Raw genomic sequence first — 19,392 nt, forward strand, 5'->3', positions numbered from 1 at the left:
CCCATGAAATCGAAGATCAGAGCCCTCCTGGCCACCGCCCTGCTGAGCCTGCTCGCCAGCACGGCAGCCCAGGTGCGGGCCGAGCCGGCACAGGAATTCGTGCTGGCCAACGGCATGAAGGTCGTCGTCAAGGAAGACCGCCGCGCCCCCACGGCCGTGCAGATGGTCTGGTACAAGGTCGGCGGCATCGATGAACTCAACGGCACCACGGGTGTGTCGCATGCGCTGGAACACATGATGTTCAAGGGCACGAAGCATCACAAAGTCGGCGAATTCAGCCGCCTCGTGGCCGAGCTGGGCGGCCAGGAAAACGCCTTCACGGCCAATGATTTCACCGCCTACTTCCAGCAGATCGAAAAAAGCCACCTCGAAAAAGTGATGGCCCTGGAAGCCGACCGCATGGCCAACCTGCAATTCGATGCCAGTGAATTCGCCAAGGAAATCCGCGTCATCATGGAAGAGCGCCGCTGGCGCACCGATGACCAGCCCATGGGCCTGTTGAACGAAGCCCTGAACGCCGCCGCCTGGACCGCCCATCCCTATCACCATCCGGTGGTCGGCTGGATGGACGACCTGCAGCACATGACCGTGCAGGACATCGCCAGCTGGTACCGCCAGTGGTACGCCCCCAACAACGCCACCCTGGTCGTGGCCGGCGACGTCGATGCGCAGCGCGTGCTGGCGCTGGCGAAGAAATATTTCGGCAAGATCCCCGCCCATCCCTTGCCGCAGGGCAAGCCGCAGAACGAGCCCGGGCAGCTGGGTATGCGCCGCGTCACCGTCAAGGCGCCGGCCGAGAATCCCTACGTGGTGATGGCCTGGAAGGTGCCGGCCCTGCGCAAGGTCGAAGCCGACCAGGAAGCCTACGCCCTCGATGTACTCTCGGCCGTGCTGGATGGCTATGACAATGCCCGCCTGACGGCCAGCCTGATCCGCAGCAGCGGCAAGGCCACGGCAGTCGGCGCCAGCTACAGCGGCGTGGCGCGCGGCCCGGTGCTGTTCACGCTGGAAGGCAGCCCGGCCAATGGCGTCACCACCGAAGAGCTGGAAGGCCTGCTGCGTGCCGAGGTCCGGCGCATCGCCAGCGAAGGCGTGTCCGACCAGGAACTGCAGCGCGTGAAGACGCAACTGATCGCCTCCCAGGTCTACAAGCGCGATTCCGTCTTCGGCCAGGCCATGGAAATCGGCATGATGGAAACCATCGGCCTGGGCCAGAAGAACATCGACCGCATCATCGACCGTCTCAACAGCGTGACGGCCGAGCAGGTGCAGGCGGTGGCGCAGAAATACTTCAAGGACGATAGCCTGACCGTGGCCACGCTGGTCCCCCTGCCGCTGGACGGCAGGAAGCCTGCCGCGCCGCCGCCGGGCCTGCTGCATTGAACGCAGGCGTGTTGGCACCATTAAGGATGATTTAATGGTGATTGCCACAGCATTAATGCTCAATGAATGCTCAATGAATGCCGGGTGACACAGTTCACCCATTCCTGATTGATCTGATTGATCGGCTTCTGTTCTTCACGGAGAAAACCATGCCCGTCATCGTCGTCGCCAATCCCAAGGGAGGCGTAGGCAAGACCACTCTGGCCACCAACCTGGCCGGTTATTTCGCAAGCCTTGGCCATGGCGTGCTGCTGGGCGACATCGACCGCCAGCAGTCCTCGCGCGCCTGGCTGTCGATTCGCCCCGAACAGGCGCGCCCCATCGCCACCTGGGAGATCAACGAAGACTACGTGGCCAAGCCCCCCAAAGGCACCAGCCACGTGGTCCTCGATACCCCGGCCGGGCTGCATGGCTGGCGCCTCAACGATGCGCTCAAGCTGGCCGACAAGATCCTGGTGCCGCTGCAGCCGTCGATCTTCGACATCCTCGCCACCCAGGATTTCCTGCGCCGGCTGGCCAATGAAAAGGCGGTGCGCGATGGCGAGATCGATGTGGGTATCGTCGGCATGCGCGTCGATGCCCGCACCCGCTCGGCCGAGCAATTGCAGCGCTTCATCGAAGGCCTGAAATTGCCGGTGCTGGGCCATCTGCGCGACACCCAGAACTACGTGCAACTGGCCGCCCACGGCCTGACCCTGTGGGATATCGCGCCTTCGCGCGTGCAGCGCGATCTCGAACAATGGCAGCCCATCCTGCAGTGGCTGGCCGGCCAGCCGCCCACTGACCAGAACGCATGACCCTTCGCTTTCCATGAAAAAAATCTTCCCTCTCCTGCTGCTCCCGCTGGCTTTCCTGGCCAGCGCGCCCGCTTCGGCGGCCCTGGCCATCCAGTCCTGGACCCAGCCCGACGGCGCGCGTGTGCTGTTCGTGGCCAACCATGCCATTCCCATGCTGGACGTGAGCGTGCAGTTCGATGCCGGCAAGCGCCGCGACCCGGCCACCAAGGCCGGTCTGGCCGAACTGACCGTGGCCAGCCTGACGCGCGGTGTGGATGCCGCCAGCGGCGCGCCCGCACTGACCGAAGCCCAGATCCTCGACGGCTTTGCCGACGTGGCGGCCCAGCAGCATGGCGGTGCCGGCGAGGACCGCGCCGGCGTGAGCCTGCGCACCTTGTCCTCGCCTGCCGAACGCGATGCCGCGCTGGGCTTGCTGGCCCGCATGCTGGCCCATCCCGCCTTCCCGCAGGCCGGCCTGGAGCGCGACCGGGCGCTGGCCATCGCCAGCCTCAAGGAAGAGCTGACCAAGCCCGAGGCCATCGCTGAAAAGGCCTTCATGGCGGCGGCCTACGGCAGCCATCCCTATGCCGTCGAGGCCAGCGAAGCCAGCCTGCAAGCCATCACCCGCGAGGACCTGCTGGCCTTCCATCGTGCCCACTACGTGGCCAACCGCGCCGTCATCGCCCTGATCGGTGACGTCACCGAAGCGCAGGCGCGCGCCATCGCCAGCGCACTCACGCGCGACCTGCCGCAGGGCACCGCCTTGCCGGCGCTGCCGCCGGTCGCCGCGCCCAAGGGGGCGGAGCAGCGTATCGCCCATCCGGCCTCGCAATCGCACATCCTCATCGGTGCGCCGGCCATCCAGCGTGGCGACAATGATTTCTTCGCGCTGACCGTGGGCAATTACGTGCTGGGCGGTGGCGGTTTCGTCTCGCGCCTGACCGATGAAGTGCGCGAGAAGCGCGGCCTGAGCTACAGCGTCTACAGTTATTTCTCGCCGCTGGCCCAGCCCGGTCCCTTCCAGATCGGCCTGCAGACCAAGAAGGAGCAGACCGCCGAAGCCCTGCGCGTAACCCGCGCCACACTGGACAAATTCCTGCAGGAAGGACCGACAGCCGCCGAACTGAAGGCCGCCAAGGACAACCTCGCCGGTGGCTTCGCCCTGCGCATCGACAGCAATGCCAAGCTGCTGGAAAACCTCTCCGTGATCGGCTTCTACGGCCTGCCGCTGGATTACCTCGACCACTGGATCGAACGCATCCGCGCCGTGAGCGTGCAGGACGTACGCGCGGCCTTCCGCAAGCACGTGCATCCGGAAGAATTGTCGACGGTCATCGTCGGCGAAACCGCCGAGTAAATTATTTACCTCATTTGGCATCGGCGGCCCCGCGCCGCCCGCAGCAAGGAAAGTCATGCGCAAGAGCAGTCCCCCGCGATCCGGCCCCGCCCCCGGCGGCAAGCCGGCCAAGCCCGTCAACCGTGGCCCGCACCAGGTGCGCATCATCGGCGGCCAGTGGAAGCGCACGCCGCTGCCGGTGCTGGATGCCGAAGGCCTGCGCCCCACGCCCGACCGCGTGCGCGAGACCGTCTTCAACTGGATCACCCATCTCATCGATGGGCAGTGGGACCAGGTCGCCTGCCTTGACCTGTTCGCCGGTTCCGGTGCGCTCGGCTTCGAAGCCGCCAGCCGTGGCGCACGCCGCGTGGTGATGGTGGAACACAGCGGCCCGGCCGTACGCCAGTTGGAAGCCAACCGCGACAAGCTCAAAGCCGACACGCTGGCCATCCTCCGCGGCGACGCCCTGGCTGCCGTGCAGAACGCCGCCCAGCGCGAGCCGGGCGGCTTTGGCCTGGTCTTCATCGATCCGCCTTACCACCAGGGCTGGCTGGAGAAAGTGTTGCCTGCGTGCATCCCTTTGCTCAGTCCCTCCGGCCTGGTCTATGCCGAAGCCGAATATGCGCTCGATGGAGAAGACGCCCCCGAATGGATGCAAGCCTGGGAAGTGGTGCGCTCCGACAAGGCCGGCATGGTCTTCTATCATTTATTGCAACGCAAAAGCAGTGCCCAAATTGAGGCATAATGCGCCTTCTGATTCAATAGCCGGTGAGGAGACACCATGGTCACAGCTGTATATCCGGGGACCTTCGATCCGTTGACGCGTGGGCACGAGGACCTGGTTCGCCGCGCATCCGGATTGTTTGACAAGCTGGTCGTGGGCGTAGCCGACAGCAAGAACAAGAAGCCCTTTTTCTCGCTCGAAGAGCGCCTGTCGATTGCCAATGAAGTGCTGGGACACTATCCCAACGTCCAGGTGGAAAGCTTTTCGGGCCTGTTGAAGGATTTCGTGCGCCAGAACAATGCCCGCGTCATCGTGCGCGGCCTGCGCGCGGTCTCGGACTTCGAATACGAATTCCAGATGGCCGGCATGAACCGCTACCTGCTGCCGGACGTCGAAACCCTGTTCCTGACGCCCTCTGACCAGTACCAGTTCATCTCCGGCACCATCGTGCGCGAGATCGCCCAGCTGGGCGGCGACGTCTCCAAGTTCGTGTTCCCCTCGGTGGAGAAGTGGCTCAAGGAAAAGATCGCCAAGCAATGAGGCCGGCGATGTACAGGAAGGGAAGCAAAAGCTAGGGCAATGATGTTTCAAGCAAGCGAGGTGCGGCAATGGCACTGATGATTACCGACGATTGCATCAACTGCGACGTCTGCGAACCGGAATGCCCCAACGAGGCCATTTACATGGGGCCGCAGATCTACGAGATCGATCCGGACAAATGCACCGAGTGCGTGGGCCATTTCGAGGAACCGCAGTGCCAGCAGGTCTGCCCGGTGGCCTGCATCCCCTTCAACCCGGCCTGGCGCGAAAGCCGTGAGCAGTTGATGGAAAAGTACGAACGCCTGCAGGCCGAGGCCAAGAGCAGCTGACACTTTTCGTTCGACATCGCCAGGAAATGCCGTTCAGTGTTGCACTGAACGGCATTTTGATTTTGTTAATGCTCGCGTGCAGAGCATTAAGCCAGCATTAATACTGATATCAGCGCCAGGCGCCCCTCCATTCACCGAGACATGCACCACCTCCCCAAGCCCGCCGTAGCGGCACTGCTGCTCAATACGTTCATCTGGGGCCTGTCCTGGACCGGCACGCGCGCGCTGGAAGGTATGGGCCTGCACCCGGTCTGGATCACTGCCGCCATCTTCAGCACCTGCGCGCTGCTGTTGCTGAGCCGGCACTACCGCGAGCTGCCGCTGTTGTGGCGCCATCCGGCGCTGCTGTGGGTGGGGCTGGCCACGGGCCTGACCAATTGCTCCTTCAACATGGCGGTGGCCTATGGCGATGTGGTGCGGGTGATCCTGCTGTTCTACCTGATGCCGGTATGGACCGTGATCCTGGCGCGCCTGATGCTGCACGAAGCCATCACCCCGCGTTCACTGGCGCGCGTGGCCCTGGGGCTGGGCGGCGCCTTCATCGTGCTGTACCAGCCGCGCCTGGGCCTGCCGTTGCCGCAGAGCCTGCCGGACTGGATGGCGGTGTTGGCGGGTCTGCTCTTTGCGCTGACCAACGTGCTGTTGCGCCGCATGCAGGGGCTCTCCGACGGTGCGCGGGCGGTCGCCATGCTGGCCGGTAGCGGCCTGCTGGCAAGCCTTTTGGGGGTGCTCCTGTCGGCAGGCGGCGTGATTGCCTGGCCGCTGCCCGTGTCGCTGGCCGCCGGGCCGGTGGTGGCGCTGTGGGCGGGACTGTTCCTGGTCTCCAACCTGTGCCTGCAATACGGCGTGGCGCGCCTGCCGGCCAACATCGCGGCCGTCATCATGCTGGCAGAAATCCTGGTGGCGACCTTCTCTGCATGGATGCTGGGGGCGGCCGAATTGCGGCCGCAAGACCTGATCGGCGGCGTGCTCATCATCGCCGCGCCGTGGATCGTGCGGGATCGCCAGGCAGCAGTGCAGCCGGCCTGATCAGTCCGCCAGCATGACCCGGTTGCGCCCGCCCTGCTTGGCCTGGTAGAGCGCCAGGTCGGCCGCCTTGAGCATGGCTTGCTTGACATCGACGGCCGGGCGGCTGCGCTCGGGCGGCGACAGCGAGGCCGCCCCGATGGAGGCCGTGATACGCAGCGGATCGCGCGAGCCTTCGATCATCACCCCGCGGCTGCAGATGCCGGCGCGAATGCGTTCGGCGATGCGCGCGGCATCGTCGCGGGTGGCGTGCGTGAGCAGCACCACGAATTCTTCTCCGCCGAAGCGCGCCAGCGCATCCGACAGGCGCAATTCCTTCTTGATGCGGGCAGCCACTTCGCGCAGCACGTCGTCGCCGCTCTGGTGGCCAAACTGATCATTGACGCGCTTGAAATGGTCGATGTCGATGAACAGGCAAGACAAGGCCGAGCGGTCACGCTGGCTGCGCGCCACTTCTTCCTGCATGCGCTGCTCGATGTAGCGGCGGTTGTTCACGCCTGTGAGCGGATCGGTCAGGCCGATGTGCTTCAGGCGTTCGTTGTTGATGACGTTTTCCAGGCAGATCGCGGCGACGGTGGCCAGGCGCTGGATGAAATCGGTGGCCAGCGAGCGCGTAAAACGCTCGCCATAGGCGCTGCCCAAGGACAGGTAGCCCAGCAGCCGGTGCTGGCGCACCAGCGGCAGTACCGCCACGCTCACCGGCTGGTAATGCGGGAACAGCGGCCCGTGCAGGGCCGGCGCGTACTGGCCCAGGCGCGGCTTTTCGGCCGACAGCGGACCTTCTTCATCGATGAAGTGCAGCGGGTCTTTCAGGAACAGCAGCTTGGGGAATTCGTTGACCCCGATCTGCAGGTCGCGCAGGATGCGCTGGATCGCGTAGTCGCCATCGATCAGGGAAAGCGTCACCGTCTCCAGGCTGAACACGCCCGGCATCACGGTCAGGATGACGTCGATCAGTTCGCGGAATTCGCTGGCGCCGATCAGTTTCAGGTCGAAGGCCTGGTGGCGCTCGATGATGGACTGGTTGATGTGCGCCTGCTGCAGCAGATCCTTCAGTTCGCTTCTCAGTTGCGCGTTGTCGGCAATCAGCGATTCCATATCGATGGTGGCTCTCATGTGCTCGTCTGCATTTTCCGGCGTGTCGCCGGCCCCTTGCCCAAACCGGTCGCCCGGTCTCCGTTCGGCCTGCCACGCGGGTAGCGTGCGGCCTGACTGCTGGTGCTGCCGTGTCCGATCCCATGTTATCGGCAAGCACGGCGGTAAATGAAGCCTTCCCGCCTTGTCCCCGATGCGCTGCAAGAAGCGTTCCCGCGCTTGCTTGCGGCCCTTATGCGGCCTGCGGGGCGAAGAAGCGTTCGCCCATTTCTTCCAGCCCCAGCGTGCGCAGCACCTCCTGCAGGCGCTCGGCCGGACGGCGGCGCGGCAGGTCGCGGTATTGCGCGACGATCAGTTCGTTTTTCATCGAATGTTCCCAGCCCACCAGCTCGGTCACGCTGACCTTGTAGCCGTGCGCCTCCAGTTGCAGGCAGCGCAGCACATTGGTGACCTGGCTGCCGAATTCGCGCGTGTGCAGTGGATGGCGCCAGATCTCGGTGAGCGAATTGGCCAGCGACTTGCCCTTGTTGCGGTTCAGGACCGAGGCCACTTCGGCCTGGCAGCACGGCACCAGCACGATGAAACGCGCCTGTTTGGCCAGGGCGAAATGGATGGCGTCATCGGTGGCGGTATCGCAGGCATGCAGTGCGGTGACCACATCGATCTTTTCCGGCAGCTCGGGCGAGGTGATCGAGTCGGCCACCGACAGGTTGAGGAAGGACATGCCGCCAAAGCCCAGGCGCGCGGCCAGTTCTTCGGACTTGCGCACCAGCTCTTCGCGGGTCTCGATGCCGTAGATGCGCGGCGCACCGGCCAGGCCCTTGAAGAACAGGTCGTAGAGGATGAAACCGAGATAGGACTTGCCCGCGCCATGATCCACCAGGCTCACGTCGGGATGATCGTCCAGCACTTCCTGCAGCAGCGGTTCGATGAACTGGTAGAGGTGATAGACCTGCTTCAACTTGCGGCGGCTGTCCTGGTTCAGCTTGCCGTCGCGGGTGAGGATGTGCAGTTCCTTCAACAGCTCGATGGACTGGCCGGGCCGGATTTCATGTGCCTGCGCGGCGCTCTCTGCGGCGGGTTTGCCCGGGCGCTGCTGGCGTCCGGAGGCGTTGGGGGATTGCTTGCTCATGGTGCTGCACTGGCGAAGGGGCCGGCGCAGGGGCCGGCGGGTTGGACTCGGGGCAGGGCGGCGAGCGCAAGCTCGGCGAAAGCCTGCCGTGGCCGGGCATTTTACCCGATCCCGATGTCAACCTCGTGAAGTGCAGCGCCGGACGCGAGCTTGTTGCCTGTCGGCAAATATCGCCGCAGGCAGCAGGCTCGCCCGCCTTATGCCACCCGTTCGATCACCAACGCAATACCCTGGCCCACGCCGATGCACATGGTGCACAGCGCATAGCGGCCACCGCTGCGCTCCAGCTGGTTGAGGGCCGTGGTCACCAGCCGTGCGCCGGACGCGCCCAGCGGATGGCCGATGGCAATGGCGCCGCCATTCGGATTGACGTGCGCCGCATCGTCCGGCAGGCCGAGCTCGCGCATGACGGCCAGCCCCTGCGCGGCAAAGGCTTCGTTTAATTCGATCACGTCCATCTGCGCCAGCGTCAGGCCCACCTGGGCCAGCACCTTGCGCGCTGCCGGTGCCGGGCCGAAACCCATGATGCGCGGCGCCACCCCGGCCGTGGCCATGCCCAGCACGCTGGCACGGGGCTTCAAACGATACAGGTCGGCGGCCTGCGGCGAAGCCAGCAGCAAGGCACAGGCACCGTCATTGACGCCGGAGGCATTGCCGGCAGTGACCGTACCATCGGGCCGCACCACGCCCTTGAGCTTGGCCAGCGTGGCCAGGGTGGTGTCCGGGCGCGGATGTTCGTCGGTAGTGACGATGAGCGGATCGCCCTTTTTCTGCGGGATCGCCAGCGGCGCGATTTCGTTCGCAAAAAAGCCCGCCGCCTGCGCCGCAGCCCAGCGCTGCTGGCTGCGCAGGGCGAAGGCATCCTGGTCGGCGCGGTTGATGCCGAACTCGGTAGCCACGTTCTCGGCTGTCTCGGGCATGGAGTCGATGCCGTATTGCGCCTTCATCAGCGGATTGACGAAGCGCCAGCCGATGGTGGTATCGAAGATCGCCGCACTGCGCGCAAAGGCCGACTCCGCCTTGCCCATCACGAAGGGTGCGCGCGTCATGCTCTCCACACCCCCGGCAATCACCAGTTGCACTTCGCCCGACCTGACGGCGCGCGCGGCCATGCCTACCGCATCCAGGCTGGAGCCGCACAGGCGGTTCAGGGTAGTGCCCGGCACCCCGATGGGCAGGCCCGCCAGCAGGCCCGCCATGCGCGCCACGTTGCGGTTGTCTTCACCGGCCTGGTTGGCGCAGCCGTAGAGGATGTCGTCCACGCGACTCCAGTCCACGCCGGGGTTGCGCTGCATCAGGCTGCGGATGGGCGCGGCGGCCAGGTCGTCGGCGCGCACCGCGCCCAGGGCGCCACCGTAGCGGCCGAACGGTGTGCGGATGGCGTCACAGATCAATGCTTGCATAGGTCTCTTTCTTCCAGGATCAAGGGTTTGCGGGCCGTGCATCAGGCCGGGAGGGCCGACGCGACGGCGCTGTCGGCCTTCTTGCGATGGTCGATGACCCGTTTGGCCTTGCCCACGGAGGTGCGCTCGATCATCCCGGCCGGCACCACCGTCACCTTGGTGGAGATGCCCACATAGGTCTTGATGCTGTGCTGCAGTTCCTTCTCCAGCGCCTCCACGTGTTCGGTGGAGGCATCCTCGCGCAGTTCGGCGAAGACGCACATGCTGTCCATGTGGCCGTGGCGTTCGATCTGCAACTGGTATTGCGGGGCCAGTTGCGGCAGCTTCAGGATCAGTTCCTCGATCTGGGTGGGGAAGACGTTCACCCCCCGGATGATGAGCATGTCATCCGAGCGCCCGGTGATCTTGCCGATGCGGCGCATGGAGCGCGAGGTCGGCGGCAGGAGGCGCGTGAGGTCGCGGGTACGGTAGCGGATCATCGGCAGCGCTTCCTTGGTCAGCGAGGTAAAGACCAGTTCGCCCTCGGCGCCATCGGGCAACACTTCGCCGGTATCGGGATCGATGATCTCGGGATAGAAATGGTCTTCCCAGATCACCGGGCCATCCTTGCTCTCGATGCATTCGCTGGCCACACCCGGCCCCATCACTTCGGACAGGCCATAGATGTCCACCGCATCGATGCCGGCGCGCTGCTGGATCTCGCCGCGCATGGCGTCGGTCCAGGGCTCGGCGCCGAAGATGCCGACCTTGAGCGAACTGGCCGCCGGGTCCAGTCCCTGGCGCTGGAATTCCTCGATCACGTTGAGCATGTAGGAAGGCGTGACCATGATGATGCCGGGCTTGAAATCGCGAATGAGCTGCACCTGTTTCTCGGTCTGCCCGCCCGACATGGGAATGACGGTGCAGCCCAGTTTTTCGGCACCATAGTGCGCACCCAGCCCGCCCGTGAAGAGCCCGTAACCATAGGAAATCTGCACGATGTCACCGCGCCGTCCACCGGCTGCGCGAATGGAGCGCGCCACTACCGTGGCCCAGGTGTCGATGTCCTTCCGCGTATAGCCCACTACGGTCGGCTTGCCGGTGGTGCCGCTGGACGCATGCACCCGCACCACCTGTTCGCGCGGTACGGCAAAGAGTCCGAAGGGATAGTGGTCGCGCAGGTCCTGCTTGGTGGTGAAGGGGAATCTGGCCAGGTCCGCCAGGCTCTTCAAATCGTCCGGATGCACGCCCGCCTGGTCGAAGGCGTTGCGGTAGTGCGGTACGTTGTCATAGGCATGCTGCAAGGACCATTTCAGGCGTTGCAGTTGCAGCGCCTGCAGTTCGTCGCGGCTGGCGGTTTCGATGGGCTCCAGATCGCCGGGCTGTGGAGTGCGGGTGGTCATGGTGTCTCCTCTCTGTGTTGGTGTTTGTGTTCTTGTTGTTGCGGTGTGCTCACTGCGCGGCCTGCAGGCCGTTGATCACCTCGCCCCGGATGCGATAGGACTTGCCCCGGAACAGCGCGATGATCTTGCCGTCCTGGTTGCTCACGGTGATGTCGTAGACCCCGGTACGGCCGGCCAATGTGCGTTCCTGTGCCTCGGCCGTCAGGACGTCGTTGCGCACGGCCGGCGCCACGTAATCAATGCTGCACCCCGATGCCACCGTGCTCAGGTTACGGCTGTTGCAGGCAAATGCAAAGGTGCTGTCGGCCAGCGCAAAGATGAAACCGCCGTGGCAGGTGGCATGGCCATTGAGCATGTCGCTGCGCACCAGCATGCTCATGCGCGCGCGGCCCGGGCCGATGTCGAGGATCTTCATCCCCAGTGCCTGGGAAGCGTTGTCGCGCGGGTACATCGCCTGCACCGTGGCTTCGGCCAGGGCTTGCGGGTCCATCTCGTTTGATGGGAAAGACAGTGCGGCCTCATTCATGGAATTTCCTCCCGGAAGCTTGCAGTCGTTGCAGCAGGGGCGAGAGCCGATAGCGGTCCTCGCCATAGGTGGCACCGAGCTGGCGCAACACGTCGGCAACCGTATTGACGCCGATGGCATCGGCCCAGGCCAGCGGACCGCGCGGATAGTTGACGCCCTTCTGCATGGCCAGGTCGGCGTCGGCCTTGCTGCAGACACCCTGGTTGACCGCATCGGCGGCTTCATTGATCAGCATGCAGACGGTGCGCATGACCACCATGCCCGGCACGTCCTCCATCGGCGAGAGTGCAAAGCCGCAGGATTGCAGTACGCCCGCAGCCACCTCGTAGGCGCGGTCGCGGCACTGGTCGGCGCGGGTGATTCCCAGGCGGGTGGCCCGGGCATAGTCCAGCGCCAGGTCCACCAGCACCACGTCGGGCATGTTGTAGTCGTAGGATTGCTGGGTCGCGGTACGGCCTTCGGTCAGGTAGACGCGGGCGGGACCGGCCTTCATCAGCAGATGGTCGGCACGCGGGGCGCAATATTCCACCCGGCCCTGGTAGCGTGCGCGCACCACTTCCACCAGCGGATGCGTGCCGAACAATTGCAACGGCACCGTGGGCGGATCGAACGGCGGCTCGGTCGCGGGCTGGGGCAGCTCGGCGCCGCTGCCGTAGCGATAGAAGCCGCGCCCGTTCTTGCGGCCCAGGTGGCCGGCGTGCACCAGCTCCTGCTGGATCAGCGAGGGCGTGAAGCGCGGATCGTTGAAGTAGGCCTGGAACACCGATTGCGTCACCGTGAAATTGACGTCATGCCCGATCAGGTCCATCAGCTCGAAGGGACCCATGCGAAAGCCCCCGGCTTCGCGCATGACGGCATCGATGGTGGCCGGCTGGGCGCCGCACTCATGCAGCACGCGCAGGGCTTCGGCGTAGTAGGGCCGGGCCAGGCGATTGACGATGAAACCCGGTGTCGAGCGGGCTACCACCGGCACCTTGCCCCAGGCGCGTGCGGTATCGTGCAGGCATTGCACCACGGCCGCATCGCTGGCCAGGCCACGGATGATTTCCACCAGCCCCATCTGCGGCACCGGGTTGAAGAAATGCATGCCCACCAGGCGCTCGGGGTGGCGCAGCGCGGCGCCAATGTGGGTGATCGAGATCGAGGAGGTATTGCTGGCCAGGATGCATTGCGCATCGACGATGGCTTCCATCTTGCCGAACAATTCCTGCTTGGCCGCCAGTTGCTCGACGATGGCCTCCACCACCAGGCGCGCGCCGCGCAGGTCTTGCAAGGTGCCGGCGACCGCGAGTCGGCCGCTGGCGTCCTGAGCCAGTTGCGAGGGGATTTTCTCCTTGTTGGCCAGTTTGTCGAGGCTGGCGCGGATCTCGCTGATCGCCTTGGCGGCGGCGCCTTCGCGGCTGTCGTAGAGTTGCACCGGATGGCCGGCCATGGCCGCCACCTGGGCGATACCTGCACCCATGGTGCCGGCGCCGATGATGGCCACGGCAGCGCTGGCGGGCAGGGCGAGGCTGTTCTCAAGTGCGCTCATGTCATTGTCCCGTGAAGTGCGGTGTGCGCTTTTCCAGGAAGGCGGTCACGCCCTCGCGGTAATCGCGGCTGTGGCCGAGTGCGCGCATGGTGTCGCGTTCCAGGTCCAGCTGCTCGCTCAGCGTATGCGCCGGGCTGGCGTACAGCGTGGCCTTGGTCGCGGCCAGACCCTTGGTCGGAGCGCAGGCGAAGTGTGCGGCCATGGCGCGGGCTTCTTCCATCAGCTTGTCGTCATCGATGCATTTCCAGATCAGGCCCCAGCGCTCGGCCTGTTCGGCGCTGATCTTCTCGCCCAGCAGCGCCATGCCCATGGCGCGCGCCGTGCCGACCAGGCGCGGCAGGAAGTAGGTGCCACCGGTGTCGGGGATCAGCCCCAGTTTGCAGAACACTTCCACGAAGCTGGCTGACCGAGCTGCCAGCACGATGTCGCAGGCCAGCGGCAGGTTGGCGCCCGCGCCTGCGGCCACGCCATTGACCGCGCAGATCACCGGGAAGGGCAGTGCGCGCAGCGACTTCACCAGCGGGCCGTAGTACTTGTCGACGGATTCGCCCAGGTCCACCGCATCGTCGCCGGGTTTGACGGCGCGGTCGCCCAGGTCCTGGCCGGCGCAGAAGCCGCGTCCGGCGCCTGTGAGCAGCAGCACGCGTACCGTGGGGTCGGCTTGCAGGGTGGCGATGGCCTCGCGCAATTCCAGATGCATGGCCACCGTGAAGCTGTTGAGCTTGTCGGGGCGGTTGAGGGTGACGACGGCCACGCCGTCATGGTTCTCGAAGAGGATGGATTGGTAGCCCATGGTCAGTTGTCCTGGTCGAAGTCCAGCAGCAGCTTGTCGCTCACCGGGAAGGACTGGCAGCTCAGCACGAAGCCGCGCGCGATCTCGTAGTCTTCCAGCGCGTAGTTGGTATCCATGTCCACCTTGCCCTCGACCACCTTGCAGCGGCAGGTAGCGCACACGCCGCCCTTGCAGGAATAGCGCAGGTCGATGCCGTGCTTCAGTCCCGCATCGAGCACCGATTCCTTTTCCTTGTCCATGGTGAAGACGTTGTGATAACCATCGACGATCACGGTGACTTCGCATTCCTTCTTGCCCACCACCGGGCGCGATACGTGCTCGCGCGCCGGTGTGCTGGCGGCGAACAGTTCGGTCTTGATCTGCGCCTTGGACATGCCATGCGCCTGCAGCGATTCGGACACCGCCTGCACCATCTCTTCCGGACCGCACAGGAAGGCGGAATCGATGTCCTTGAGATTGATCCAGGAAGCGAAGAAGGCATCGCACTTGGCGCGGTCAATGCGGCCGTTGAACAATTCCACGTCCTGCTGTTCGCGGCTCATCACGTAGACCACGTTGAAGCGTTCGAGGTAGGCATCCTTCAGGTCGGTGAGCTCTTCCTTGAAGATCACCGAGGACGAGGCGCGGTTGGCATAGACCAGCGTGAACTGGCTATGCGGCTCGGCCAGCAGCGTGGTCTTGATGATCGACAGCATCGGCGTGATGCCGCTGCCGGCCGCGAAGGCCAGGTAGTGCTTGCGGTTGGCGGCGTCCAGCGGCACGTTGAAATGGCCCATGGGCGGCATCGCTTCGATGCGCTGGCCCGGTGCAAAGGATTCATTGGCCCAGTTCGAGAAGAGGCCACCGGGCACGCGCTTGATGGCGACCCGCAACTGCTTGTCCTGGCGCGCCGAGCAGATCGAATAGGAACGGCGCAGTTCCTCGCCCTGCAACTGCGAGCGCAGCGTCAGGTGCTGGCCCTGCTCATAGGTGAAGGTGTCCTGCAGCTCGGGCGGGACGGCGAAGGAGACCACGATGGTATCGCGCGTTTCCTGTTTCACGCCCGAGATGGTCAGTGGATAGAATTTGCTCATGATGTTGTGCCTTGGTTCTGGGGCATTAAACGCGGCTTAATGTGTGGCTTAATGCGCCTTGAAATAATCGAACGGCTCGCGGCAGTCCTTGCACTGGTACAGCGCCTTGCAGGAGGTGGAACCGAACTGGCTCACGCACACCGTCTGCATCGAACCGCAATGCGGGCATTGCACCTGGGGCGCGGCCTGGCGTCTGATGCTGATGCCGCGGATGTCGATGACCTGCTGCGCCGGTGGTGCAATGCCGTATTGCTGCAGGTTGCGGCGGCCTTTCTCGCTCATCCAGTCGGTGTTCCAGGCCGGTGCCAGTTGCGTGCGGATGGCCACCTCGGCCAGTCCGTGCTGCCTGAGTGCAGCGCGGATCTCCTGCGCGATGACGCCCATGGCCGGGCAACCCGAGTAGGTCGGCGTGATCACCACCGTGCAGCGCGCGGTCCCGGCATCCTCATCGGACACCTCGACCTCGCGCACGATGCCCAGGTCCACCACCGAGATGACCGGGATCTCCGGATCGGGGATGGCTTCCAGCCATGCCCAGATCTGCGCCTGCAGCGCCGGCGCGGGAGCAGTGAGCTCGCTCACCAGTTCGCTCCCGGATAGGTGCGCTGCAGGAACTGCATCTCCGCCAGCAGGTAGCCCAGGTGCTCGGTATGCCGGCCGGCCTTGCCGCCGCTCTGCATCCACAGGCCGGCAGCAGGCAGGTGCAGCGTGGCCTCGCCCATCACGTCGACGACGTGCTGCTGCCACTTCTGCTGCAGCTCTCCGAGGTCCGGCGCGAGGCCATTGGCCTGCATGACCTGATCCAGCGCGTCGGCGGCGAACAGTTCGCCGGTGTACATCCACAGCGCATCGATGGCGTCCTGCATGCGGCGATGGCTTTCCTCGGTGCCGTCGCCCAGCCGGATCAGCAGGTCGGTGCTGCGGCGCACGTGATAGGTGACTTCCTTGAGGCATTTGTGGGCGATCTCGGCGATGCGCTCATCGCGGCTTTCGCACAGGCCTTCCAGCAGGAAGTAATGCCACACGTCGAAGAGGAACTGGCGTGCCAGCGTGTGGGCATAGCTGCCATTGGGCAGCTCCACCAGCAGCAGGTTGTGGAACTGGTGGGCATCGCGCAGGAAGGCCAGCTGGTCTTCGTTGCGGCCCGCACCCTCCAGTTCGGCGGCGTAGGCCAGCCACAGGCGGGCCTGGCCGATCAGGTCCAGCGAGACGTTGATCAAGGCCATGTCTTCTTCGAGCGCCGGCCCCTTGCCGCACCATTCGGAGAGACGTTGCGAGAGCACCAGGACGTTGTCGCCCAGGCGTCGCACGTAATCGGTTTTGTCGGTCATGGTGCGCCTCTTACAGGTTCTTCAGCTCAGCCGGCATGGGAAAGAAGGTCGGATGGCGATAGACCTTGCTGTTGGCCGGTTCGAACAGCGGCGCCTTGTCACCGGGGCTGGAGGAGACGATATCGGCCGCACGCACTACCCAGATGCCCACGCCTTCGTTGCGGCGGGTGTAGACATCGCGGGCATTGTTGATGGCCATCTCGCCATCGGGGGCATGCAGGCTGCCGACGTGTTTATGGGCCAGACCGTGCTGGCTGCGGATGAAGACTTCCCAGAGAGGCCATTCCTTGCTCATGATGCGTTTCCTTGTTGGCGGGCCACCGTGCTTGGCTGGCGGCCACTGGCATGGTTGTGAGATGAAGTGATTCAGAAAATGCGTGTCGACGGCTCAGGCCGCCTTGCGCGCGGCGCGCTTGTCGGCATGCGCCACCAGCGCATCGCGGAACCAGGCACCGTCGTCATAGGCCTTCTTGCGGGTGGCCAGGCGTTCGCGGTTGCAGGGGCCGTTGCCGCGCACCACGTTGTTGAATTCGTCCCAGTCGATGGCACCGAAGTCGTAGCGGCCGCGTTCGGCATTCCACTTCAGGTCGGGGTCGGGCACGGTCAGGCCCAGGTATTCGATCTGCGGGATGGTCTGGTCCACCATGCGCTGGCGCAGTTCATCGTTGGAGAACAGCTTGATGCGCCATTGCATCGATTGGGCACTGTTGACCGAATCGGCGTCCGACGGCCCGAACATCATCAGCGCCGGCCACCACCAGCGGTTCAGGGCATCCTGCGCCATCTGCTTTTGCTCCGGCGTGCCACGGCACAGCGCCAGCATGATGTCGTAGCCCTGGCGGGCATGGAAGGACTCTTCCTTGCACACGCGCACCATGGCGCGCGAGTAGGGCCCGAAGGAACAGCGGCACAGCGGGATCTGGTTGATGATGGCCGAGCCATCCACCAGCCAGCCGATGGCGCCCATGTCGGCCCAGCTGATGGCGGGATAGTTGAAGATGCTGGAATACTTGGCGCGCCCCGCATGCAGCTCGGCCAGCAGGTCATCGCGCGATACGCCCAGGGTTTCAGCCGCGCTGTAGAGATACAGGCCATGGCCGGCCTCGTCCTGGATCTTGGCCAGCAGGATGGCCTTGCGTTCCAGCGTGGGGGCGCGCGTCACCCAGTTGCCCTCGGGCAGCTGGCCGACGATTTCCGAGTGGGCGTGTTGCGAGATCTGGCGTACCAGCGTCTTGCGGTAGGCCTCGGGCATCCAGTCCTTGGGTTCGATCTTCACGCCTGCATCGATGCGTGCCTGGAAGGCTTGCTCTTCGGGGGACATGTCCTCGATGCTGCGCACCTTGGACAGTCCGGTTTCTACGAGTTGTGCATACATGGTGCTTCTCCATGAAAAATGGCACGCCGGACGATGGACGAACGAGGTCCTGGCCGCTTGGCCCGCTTCGGGTGCTTGAAACTGAAATCACAAAACTGGAAAACTGGTAACGCTTGTTGCTAAGTCCGCTGCTAAGCCCGCTTGGCCGCAATCAGCGGCTCGACCATGGGCGCGGCCAGCGATGGCCGGTCGGCCTCGATCTCGCGCAAGGGGCTGACCTCGCGCAGGCTGTGCAGGCTGCGCCGGGCCAGGTCGTGATAGGTGCGGGTGCCTTCCTGTTTCCAGGCCATTTCTTCTGCCGACAATTCGCGCACGACCTTGGCCGGCAAGCCCGCCACCAGGGTGCGCGGGGCAATCTGCATGCCGGCGCGCACGAAGGCGCAGGCCGCCACGATGGCCTGTTCACCCACCACCGCCTCATCCATCACCACCGCATTCATCCCCACCAGCGCATCGCGCCTGACGGTGCAGCTGTGCAGCACGGCGCCGTGGCCGATGTGGCCGTTTTCTTCCACCACCGTCGCGTGGCCGGGGAAACCATGGATCACGCAGGTGTCCTGCACATTGGCACCACGCTCCAGCACGATGCGGCCGAAGTCGCCGCGCAGGCAGGCAGCCGGGCCGATATAGCAACCGGGACCGACGATGACGTCGCCGATCAGCACCGCCGTGGGATGCACGTAGGCAGTCGCATCGACCACCGGAATCACGCCTTCCAACGAATAACAAGGCATTGCTGTCTCCTTTGCCGGCTCTTCCGGCTGCGCGGAAAAACCATTTGCTTGCCGCTGTTTTTTGAGGAATAATAATTTCGACCGACCGGTTGGTCAATAATGTTTTTGAAGATTTTTGCTGACCGGGCTGAAGATGCATTGACGTATCGGGAAGGGCAGGGCGGCTGGTGCAGGCAGATCGGAGATGTTTCGCCAGAGTTTTGATTTACGGCACAATCATGACTTTTGCAGAGATATCGAAGAGGACGCACTTATGCCACGCAAGCGTGCAGCGGGATATGACAACCAGCGCGAGACCATCGTCGAACAGGCAGCGGCCCTGTTTGCGCGCAATGGGTTCGTGGGCACATCGATGAATGAGGTAGCGCTGGCCTGCGGCCTGTCCAAGGCCTCGCTGTATCACTACTTTGCCGACAAGCATCAGTTGCTGATGCACATCTGCGAGGACCACATCGACCGCCTGTGCGGGCTGGTCGATGAAGTCGCGCAGCAGGAGTTGCCGCCTGAACCGCGTTTGCGCCTGTTGATCCAGCGCTTCGTGGAGGAATACCGCGATGCCCAGAACGAGCATCGGGTACTGACCGAGGACGTGCGTTTTCTGGAGCCGGCCGACCAGAAGCGCATCCTCAACGGCGAGCGCAAGGTGGTCAAGGCGGTGGCTGACGCGATGTGCGCGGTGCGGCCGGAACTGGACCGCAGCCGCATGGCCAAGCCGCTGGCCATGCTGTTGTTCGGCATGATCAACTGGATGTTCATGTGGTTCAAGCCCGAGGGCGAACTGACCCATGAACGCATGGCGGTGGTCGTGTCGGAGTTGCTGTTTGGCGGAATCGGCGCCGTGAGCCTGGACGGCGCGGGAAAGAAGAAACGATGACGTGAACCCTTGACCGGTGGCGTCATTGC

Annotated in this window: 21 protein-coding genes; 8 read left to right on the forward strand and 13 right to left on the reverse strand. The window is 64.5% G+C overall.

Translation table 11 applies throughout. The features are described 5' to 3' along the window. Nucleotides 1-3: 3 nt before the first annotated feature. From ACVC5H_RS04210 to ACVC5H_RS04240, 7 genes are all read left to right on the forward strand, one after another. Nucleotides 4-1,383, forward strand: coding sequence for a M16 family metallopeptidase (locus ACVC5H_RS04210; RefSeq protein ID WP_489621151.1), 1,380 nt, complete (start codon nt 4-6; stop codon nt 1,381-1,383). A gap of 149 nt (nt 1,384-1,532) precedes the next feature. Next, nucleotides 1,533-2,180 (forward strand): nucleotide-binding protein, encoded by a 648-nt coding sequence (locus tag ACVC5H_RS04215; RefSeq protein WP_489621152.1) that lies wholly within the window; start codon nt 1,533-1,535, stop codon nt 2,178-2,180. Between the two features lie 13 nt (nt 2,181-2,193). Then, entirely contained in the window at nt 2,194-3,516 is a 1,323-nt protein-coding gene (locus tag ACVC5H_RS04220) for a M16 family metallopeptidase (RefSeq protein WP_489621153.1), read from the forward strand. Nucleotides 3,517-3,571: 55 nt separating this feature from the next. Then, entirely contained in the window at nt 3,572-4,240 is a 669-nt protein-coding gene (gene rsmD, locus ACVC5H_RS04225; RefSeq protein ID WP_489621154.1) for a 16S rRNA (guanine(966)-N(2))-methyltransferase RsmD, read from the forward strand. A 36-nt stretch (nt 4,241-4,276) separates the two neighbouring features. Further along, nucleotides 4,277-4,759, forward strand: coding sequence for a pantetheine-phosphate adenylyltransferase (coaD, locus tag ACVC5H_RS04230; RefSeq protein ID WP_006461533.1), 483 nt, complete (start codon nt 4,277-4,279; stop codon nt 4,757-4,759). A gap of 68 nt (nt 4,760-4,827) precedes the next feature. Next, nucleotides 4,828-5,088 (forward strand): YfhL family 4Fe-4S dicluster ferredoxin, encoded by a 261-nt coding sequence (locus ACVC5H_RS04235; RefSeq protein WP_489621155.1) that lies wholly within the window; start codon nt 4,828-4,830, stop codon nt 5,086-5,088. Between the two features lie 141 nt (nt 5,089-5,229). Then, nucleotides 5,230-6,117 (forward strand): DMT family transporter, encoded by an 888-nt coding sequence (locus tag ACVC5H_RS04240; RefSeq protein ID WP_489621156.1) that lies wholly within the window; start codon nt 5,230-5,232, stop codon nt 6,115-6,117. Here ACVC5H_RS04240 and ACVC5H_RS04245 read toward each other — a convergent pair whose 3' ends face one another. From ACVC5H_RS04245 to paaY, 13 genes are all read right to left on the reverse strand, one after another. Continuing rightward, nucleotides 6,118-7,230, reverse strand: a complete 1,113-nt coding sequence (locus tag ACVC5H_RS04245) for a DUF484 family protein (protein WP_489621157.1) — start codon at nt 7,228-7,230, stop codon at nt 6,118-6,120. 211 nt (nt 7,231-7,441) lie between these two features. Beyond that, nucleotides 7,442-8,341: a class I SAM-dependent methyltransferase gene (locus ACVC5H_RS04250; protein WP_489621158.1), complete on the reverse strand. Its 900-nt coding sequence runs from the start codon at nt 8,339-8,341 to the stop codon at nt 7,442-7,444. Nucleotides 8,342-8,538: 197 nt separating this feature from the next. Beyond that, nucleotides 8,539-9,744, reverse strand: coding sequence for a 3-oxoadipyl-CoA thiolase (gene pcaF / locus ACVC5H_RS04255; protein ID WP_489621159.1), 1,206 nt, complete (start codon nt 9,742-9,744; stop codon nt 8,539-8,541). A 41-nt stretch (nt 9,745-9,785) separates the two neighbouring features. Then, nucleotides 9,786-11,126, reverse strand: coding sequence for a phenylacetate--CoA ligase PaaK (gene paaK, locus ACVC5H_RS04260; protein WP_489621160.1), 1,341 nt, complete (start codon nt 11,124-11,126; stop codon nt 9,786-9,788). A gap of 49 nt (nt 11,127-11,175) precedes the next feature. Then, nucleotides 11,176-11,652 carry a hydroxyphenylacetyl-CoA thioesterase PaaI gene (paaI, locus tag ACVC5H_RS04265; RefSeq protein ID WP_489621161.1) on the reverse strand — a complete coding sequence of 159 codons (477 nt, stop codon included), beginning with the start codon at nt 11,650-11,652 and terminating at the stop codon, nt 11,176-11,178. Continuing rightward, nucleotides 11,645-13,183, reverse strand: a complete 1,539-nt coding sequence (locus ACVC5H_RS04270; RefSeq protein ID WP_489621162.1) for a 3-hydroxyacyl-CoA dehydrogenase — start codon at nt 13,181-13,183, stop codon at nt 11,645-11,647. Before ACVC5H_RS04270 ends, paaI begins: the two co-directional genes overlap by 8 nt. A gap of 1 nt (nt 13,184) precedes the next feature. Beyond that, a complete protein-coding gene (gene paaG / locus ACVC5H_RS04275) occupies nt 13,185-13,976 on the reverse strand; it encodes a 2-(1,2-epoxy-1,2-dihydrophenyl)acetyl-CoA isomerase PaaG (protein ID WP_489621163.1) in 792 nt (263 codons plus the stop codon). 2 nt (nt 13,977-13,978) lie between these two features. Then, entirely contained in the window at nt 13,979-15,049 is a 1,071-nt protein-coding gene (gene paaE / locus ACVC5H_RS04280) for a 1,2-phenylacetyl-CoA epoxidase subunit PaaE (RefSeq protein ID WP_489621164.1), read from the reverse strand. Nucleotides 15,050-15,097: 48 nt separating this feature from the next. Next, nucleotides 15,098-15,631: a 1,2-phenylacetyl-CoA epoxidase subunit PaaD gene (gene paaD / locus ACVC5H_RS04285; RefSeq protein WP_489621165.1), complete on the reverse strand. Its 534-nt coding sequence runs from the start codon at nt 15,629-15,631 to the stop codon at nt 15,098-15,100. Next, entirely contained in the window at nt 15,628-16,380 is a 753-nt protein-coding gene (paaC, locus tag ACVC5H_RS04290) for a 1,2-phenylacetyl-CoA epoxidase subunit PaaC (RefSeq protein WP_489621166.1), read from the reverse strand. Before paaC ends, paaD begins: the two co-directional genes overlap by 4 nt. Nucleotides 16,381-16,390: 10 nt before the next feature. Further along, nucleotides 16,391-16,675: a 1,2-phenylacetyl-CoA epoxidase subunit PaaB gene (paaB, locus tag ACVC5H_RS04295; protein ID WP_008332574.1), complete on the reverse strand. Its 285-nt coding sequence runs from the start codon at nt 16,673-16,675 to the stop codon at nt 16,391-16,393. Between the two features lie 93 nt (nt 16,676-16,768). Next, complete coding sequence (paaA, locus tag ACVC5H_RS04300) at nt 16,769-17,755, reverse strand: 1,2-phenylacetyl-CoA epoxidase subunit PaaA (protein WP_489621167.1); 987 nt, start codon at nt 17,753-17,755, stop codon at nt 16,769-16,771. Between the two features lie 131 nt (nt 17,756-17,886). After that, nucleotides 17,887-18,489 (reverse strand): phenylacetic acid degradation protein PaaY, encoded by a 603-nt coding sequence (paaY, locus tag ACVC5H_RS04305; protein ID WP_489621168.1) that lies wholly within the window; start codon nt 18,487-18,489, stop codon nt 17,887-17,889. A gap of 253 nt (nt 18,490-18,742) precedes the next feature. On the opposite strand from paaY, the gene ACVC5H_RS04310 reads away from it, so the two are divergent. Then, nucleotides 18,743-19,363, forward strand: a complete 621-nt coding sequence (locus tag ACVC5H_RS04310) for a TetR/AcrR family transcriptional regulator (protein ID WP_489621169.1) — start codon at nt 18,743-18,745, stop codon at nt 19,361-19,363. Nucleotides 19,364-19,392 lie beyond the last annotated feature (29 nt).

It is taken from the genome of Herbaspirillum sp. Her3 (assembly GCF_057961275.1).

What these genes read in the sequence shown, in the direction of transcription:
- ACVC5H_RS04210 (WP_489621151.1), top strand. Translation starts at nt 4, where the DNA reads ATGAAATCGAAGATCAGAGCCCTCCTGGCCACCGCCCTGCTGAGCCTG.
- ACVC5H_RS04215 (WP_489621152.1), top strand. Translation starts at nt 1,533, where the DNA reads ATGCCCGTCATCGTCGTCGCCAATCCCAAGGGAGGCGTAGGCAAGACC.
- ACVC5H_RS04220 (WP_489621153.1), top strand. Translation starts at nt 2,194, where the DNA reads ATGAAAAAAATCTTCCCTCTCCTGCTGCTCCCGCTGGCTTTCCTGGCC.
- rsmD (WP_489621154.1), top strand. Translation starts at nt 3,572, where the DNA reads ATGCGCAAGAGCAGTCCCCCGCGATCCGGCCCCGCCCCCGGCGGCAAG.
- coaD (WP_006461533.1), top strand. Translation starts at nt 4,277, where the DNA reads ATGGTCACAGCTGTATATCCGGGGACCTTCGATCCGTTGACGCGTGGG.
- ACVC5H_RS04235 (WP_489621155.1), top strand. Translation starts at nt 4,828, where the DNA reads ATGGCACTGATGATTACCGACGATTGCATCAACTGCGACGTCTGCGAA.
- ACVC5H_RS04240 (WP_489621156.1), top strand. Translation starts at nt 5,230, where the DNA reads ATGCACCACCTCCCCAAGCCCGCCGTAGCGGCACTGCTGCTCAATACG.
- ACVC5H_RS04245 (WP_489621157.1), bottom strand. Translation starts at nt 7,230, where the DNA reads ATGAGAGCCACCATCGATATGGAATCGCTGATTGCCGACAACGCGCAA.
- ACVC5H_RS04250 (WP_489621158.1), bottom strand. Translation starts at nt 8,341, where the DNA reads ATGAGCAAGCAATCCCCCAACGCCTCCGGACGCCAGCAGCGCCCGGGC.
- pcaF (WP_489621159.1), bottom strand. Translation starts at nt 9,744, where the DNA reads ATGCAAGCATTGATCTGTGACGCCATCCGCACACCGTTCGGCCGCTAC.
- paaK (WP_489621160.1), bottom strand. Translation starts at nt 11,126, where the DNA reads ATGACCACCCGCACTCCACAGCCCGGCGATCTGGAGCCCATCGAAACC.
- paaI (WP_489621161.1), bottom strand. Translation starts at nt 11,652, where the DNA reads ATGAATGAGGCCGCACTGTCTTTCCCATCAAACGAGATGGACCCGCAA.
- ACVC5H_RS04270 (WP_489621162.1), bottom strand. Translation starts at nt 13,183, where the DNA reads ATGAGCGCACTTGAGAACAGCCTCGCCCTGCCCGCCAGCGCTGCCGTG.
- paaG (WP_489621163.1), bottom strand. Translation starts at nt 13,976, where the DNA reads ATGGGCTACCAATCCATCCTCTTCGAGAACCATGACGGCGTGGCCGTC.
- paaE (WP_489621164.1), bottom strand. Translation starts at nt 15,049, where the DNA reads ATGAGCAAATTCTATCCACTGACCATCTCGGGCGTGAAACAGGAAACG.
- paaC (WP_489621166.1), bottom strand. Translation starts at nt 16,380, where the DNA reads ATGACCGACAAAACCGATTACGTGCGACGCCTGGGCGACAACGTCCTG.
- paaB (WP_008332574.1), bottom strand. Translation starts at nt 16,675, where the DNA reads ATGAGCAAGGAATGGCCTCTCTGGGAAGTCTTCATCCGCAGCCAGCAC.
- paaA (WP_489621167.1), bottom strand. Translation starts at nt 17,755, where the DNA reads ATGTATGCACAACTCGTAGAAACCGGACTGTCCAAGGTGCGCAGCATC.
- paaY (WP_489621168.1), bottom strand. Translation starts at nt 18,489, where the DNA reads ATGCCTTGTTATTCGTTGGAAGGCGTGATTCCGGTGGTCGATGCGACT.
- ACVC5H_RS04310 (WP_489621169.1), top strand. Translation starts at nt 18,743, where the DNA reads ATGCCACGCAAGCGTGCAGCGGGATATGACAACCAGCGCGAGACCATC.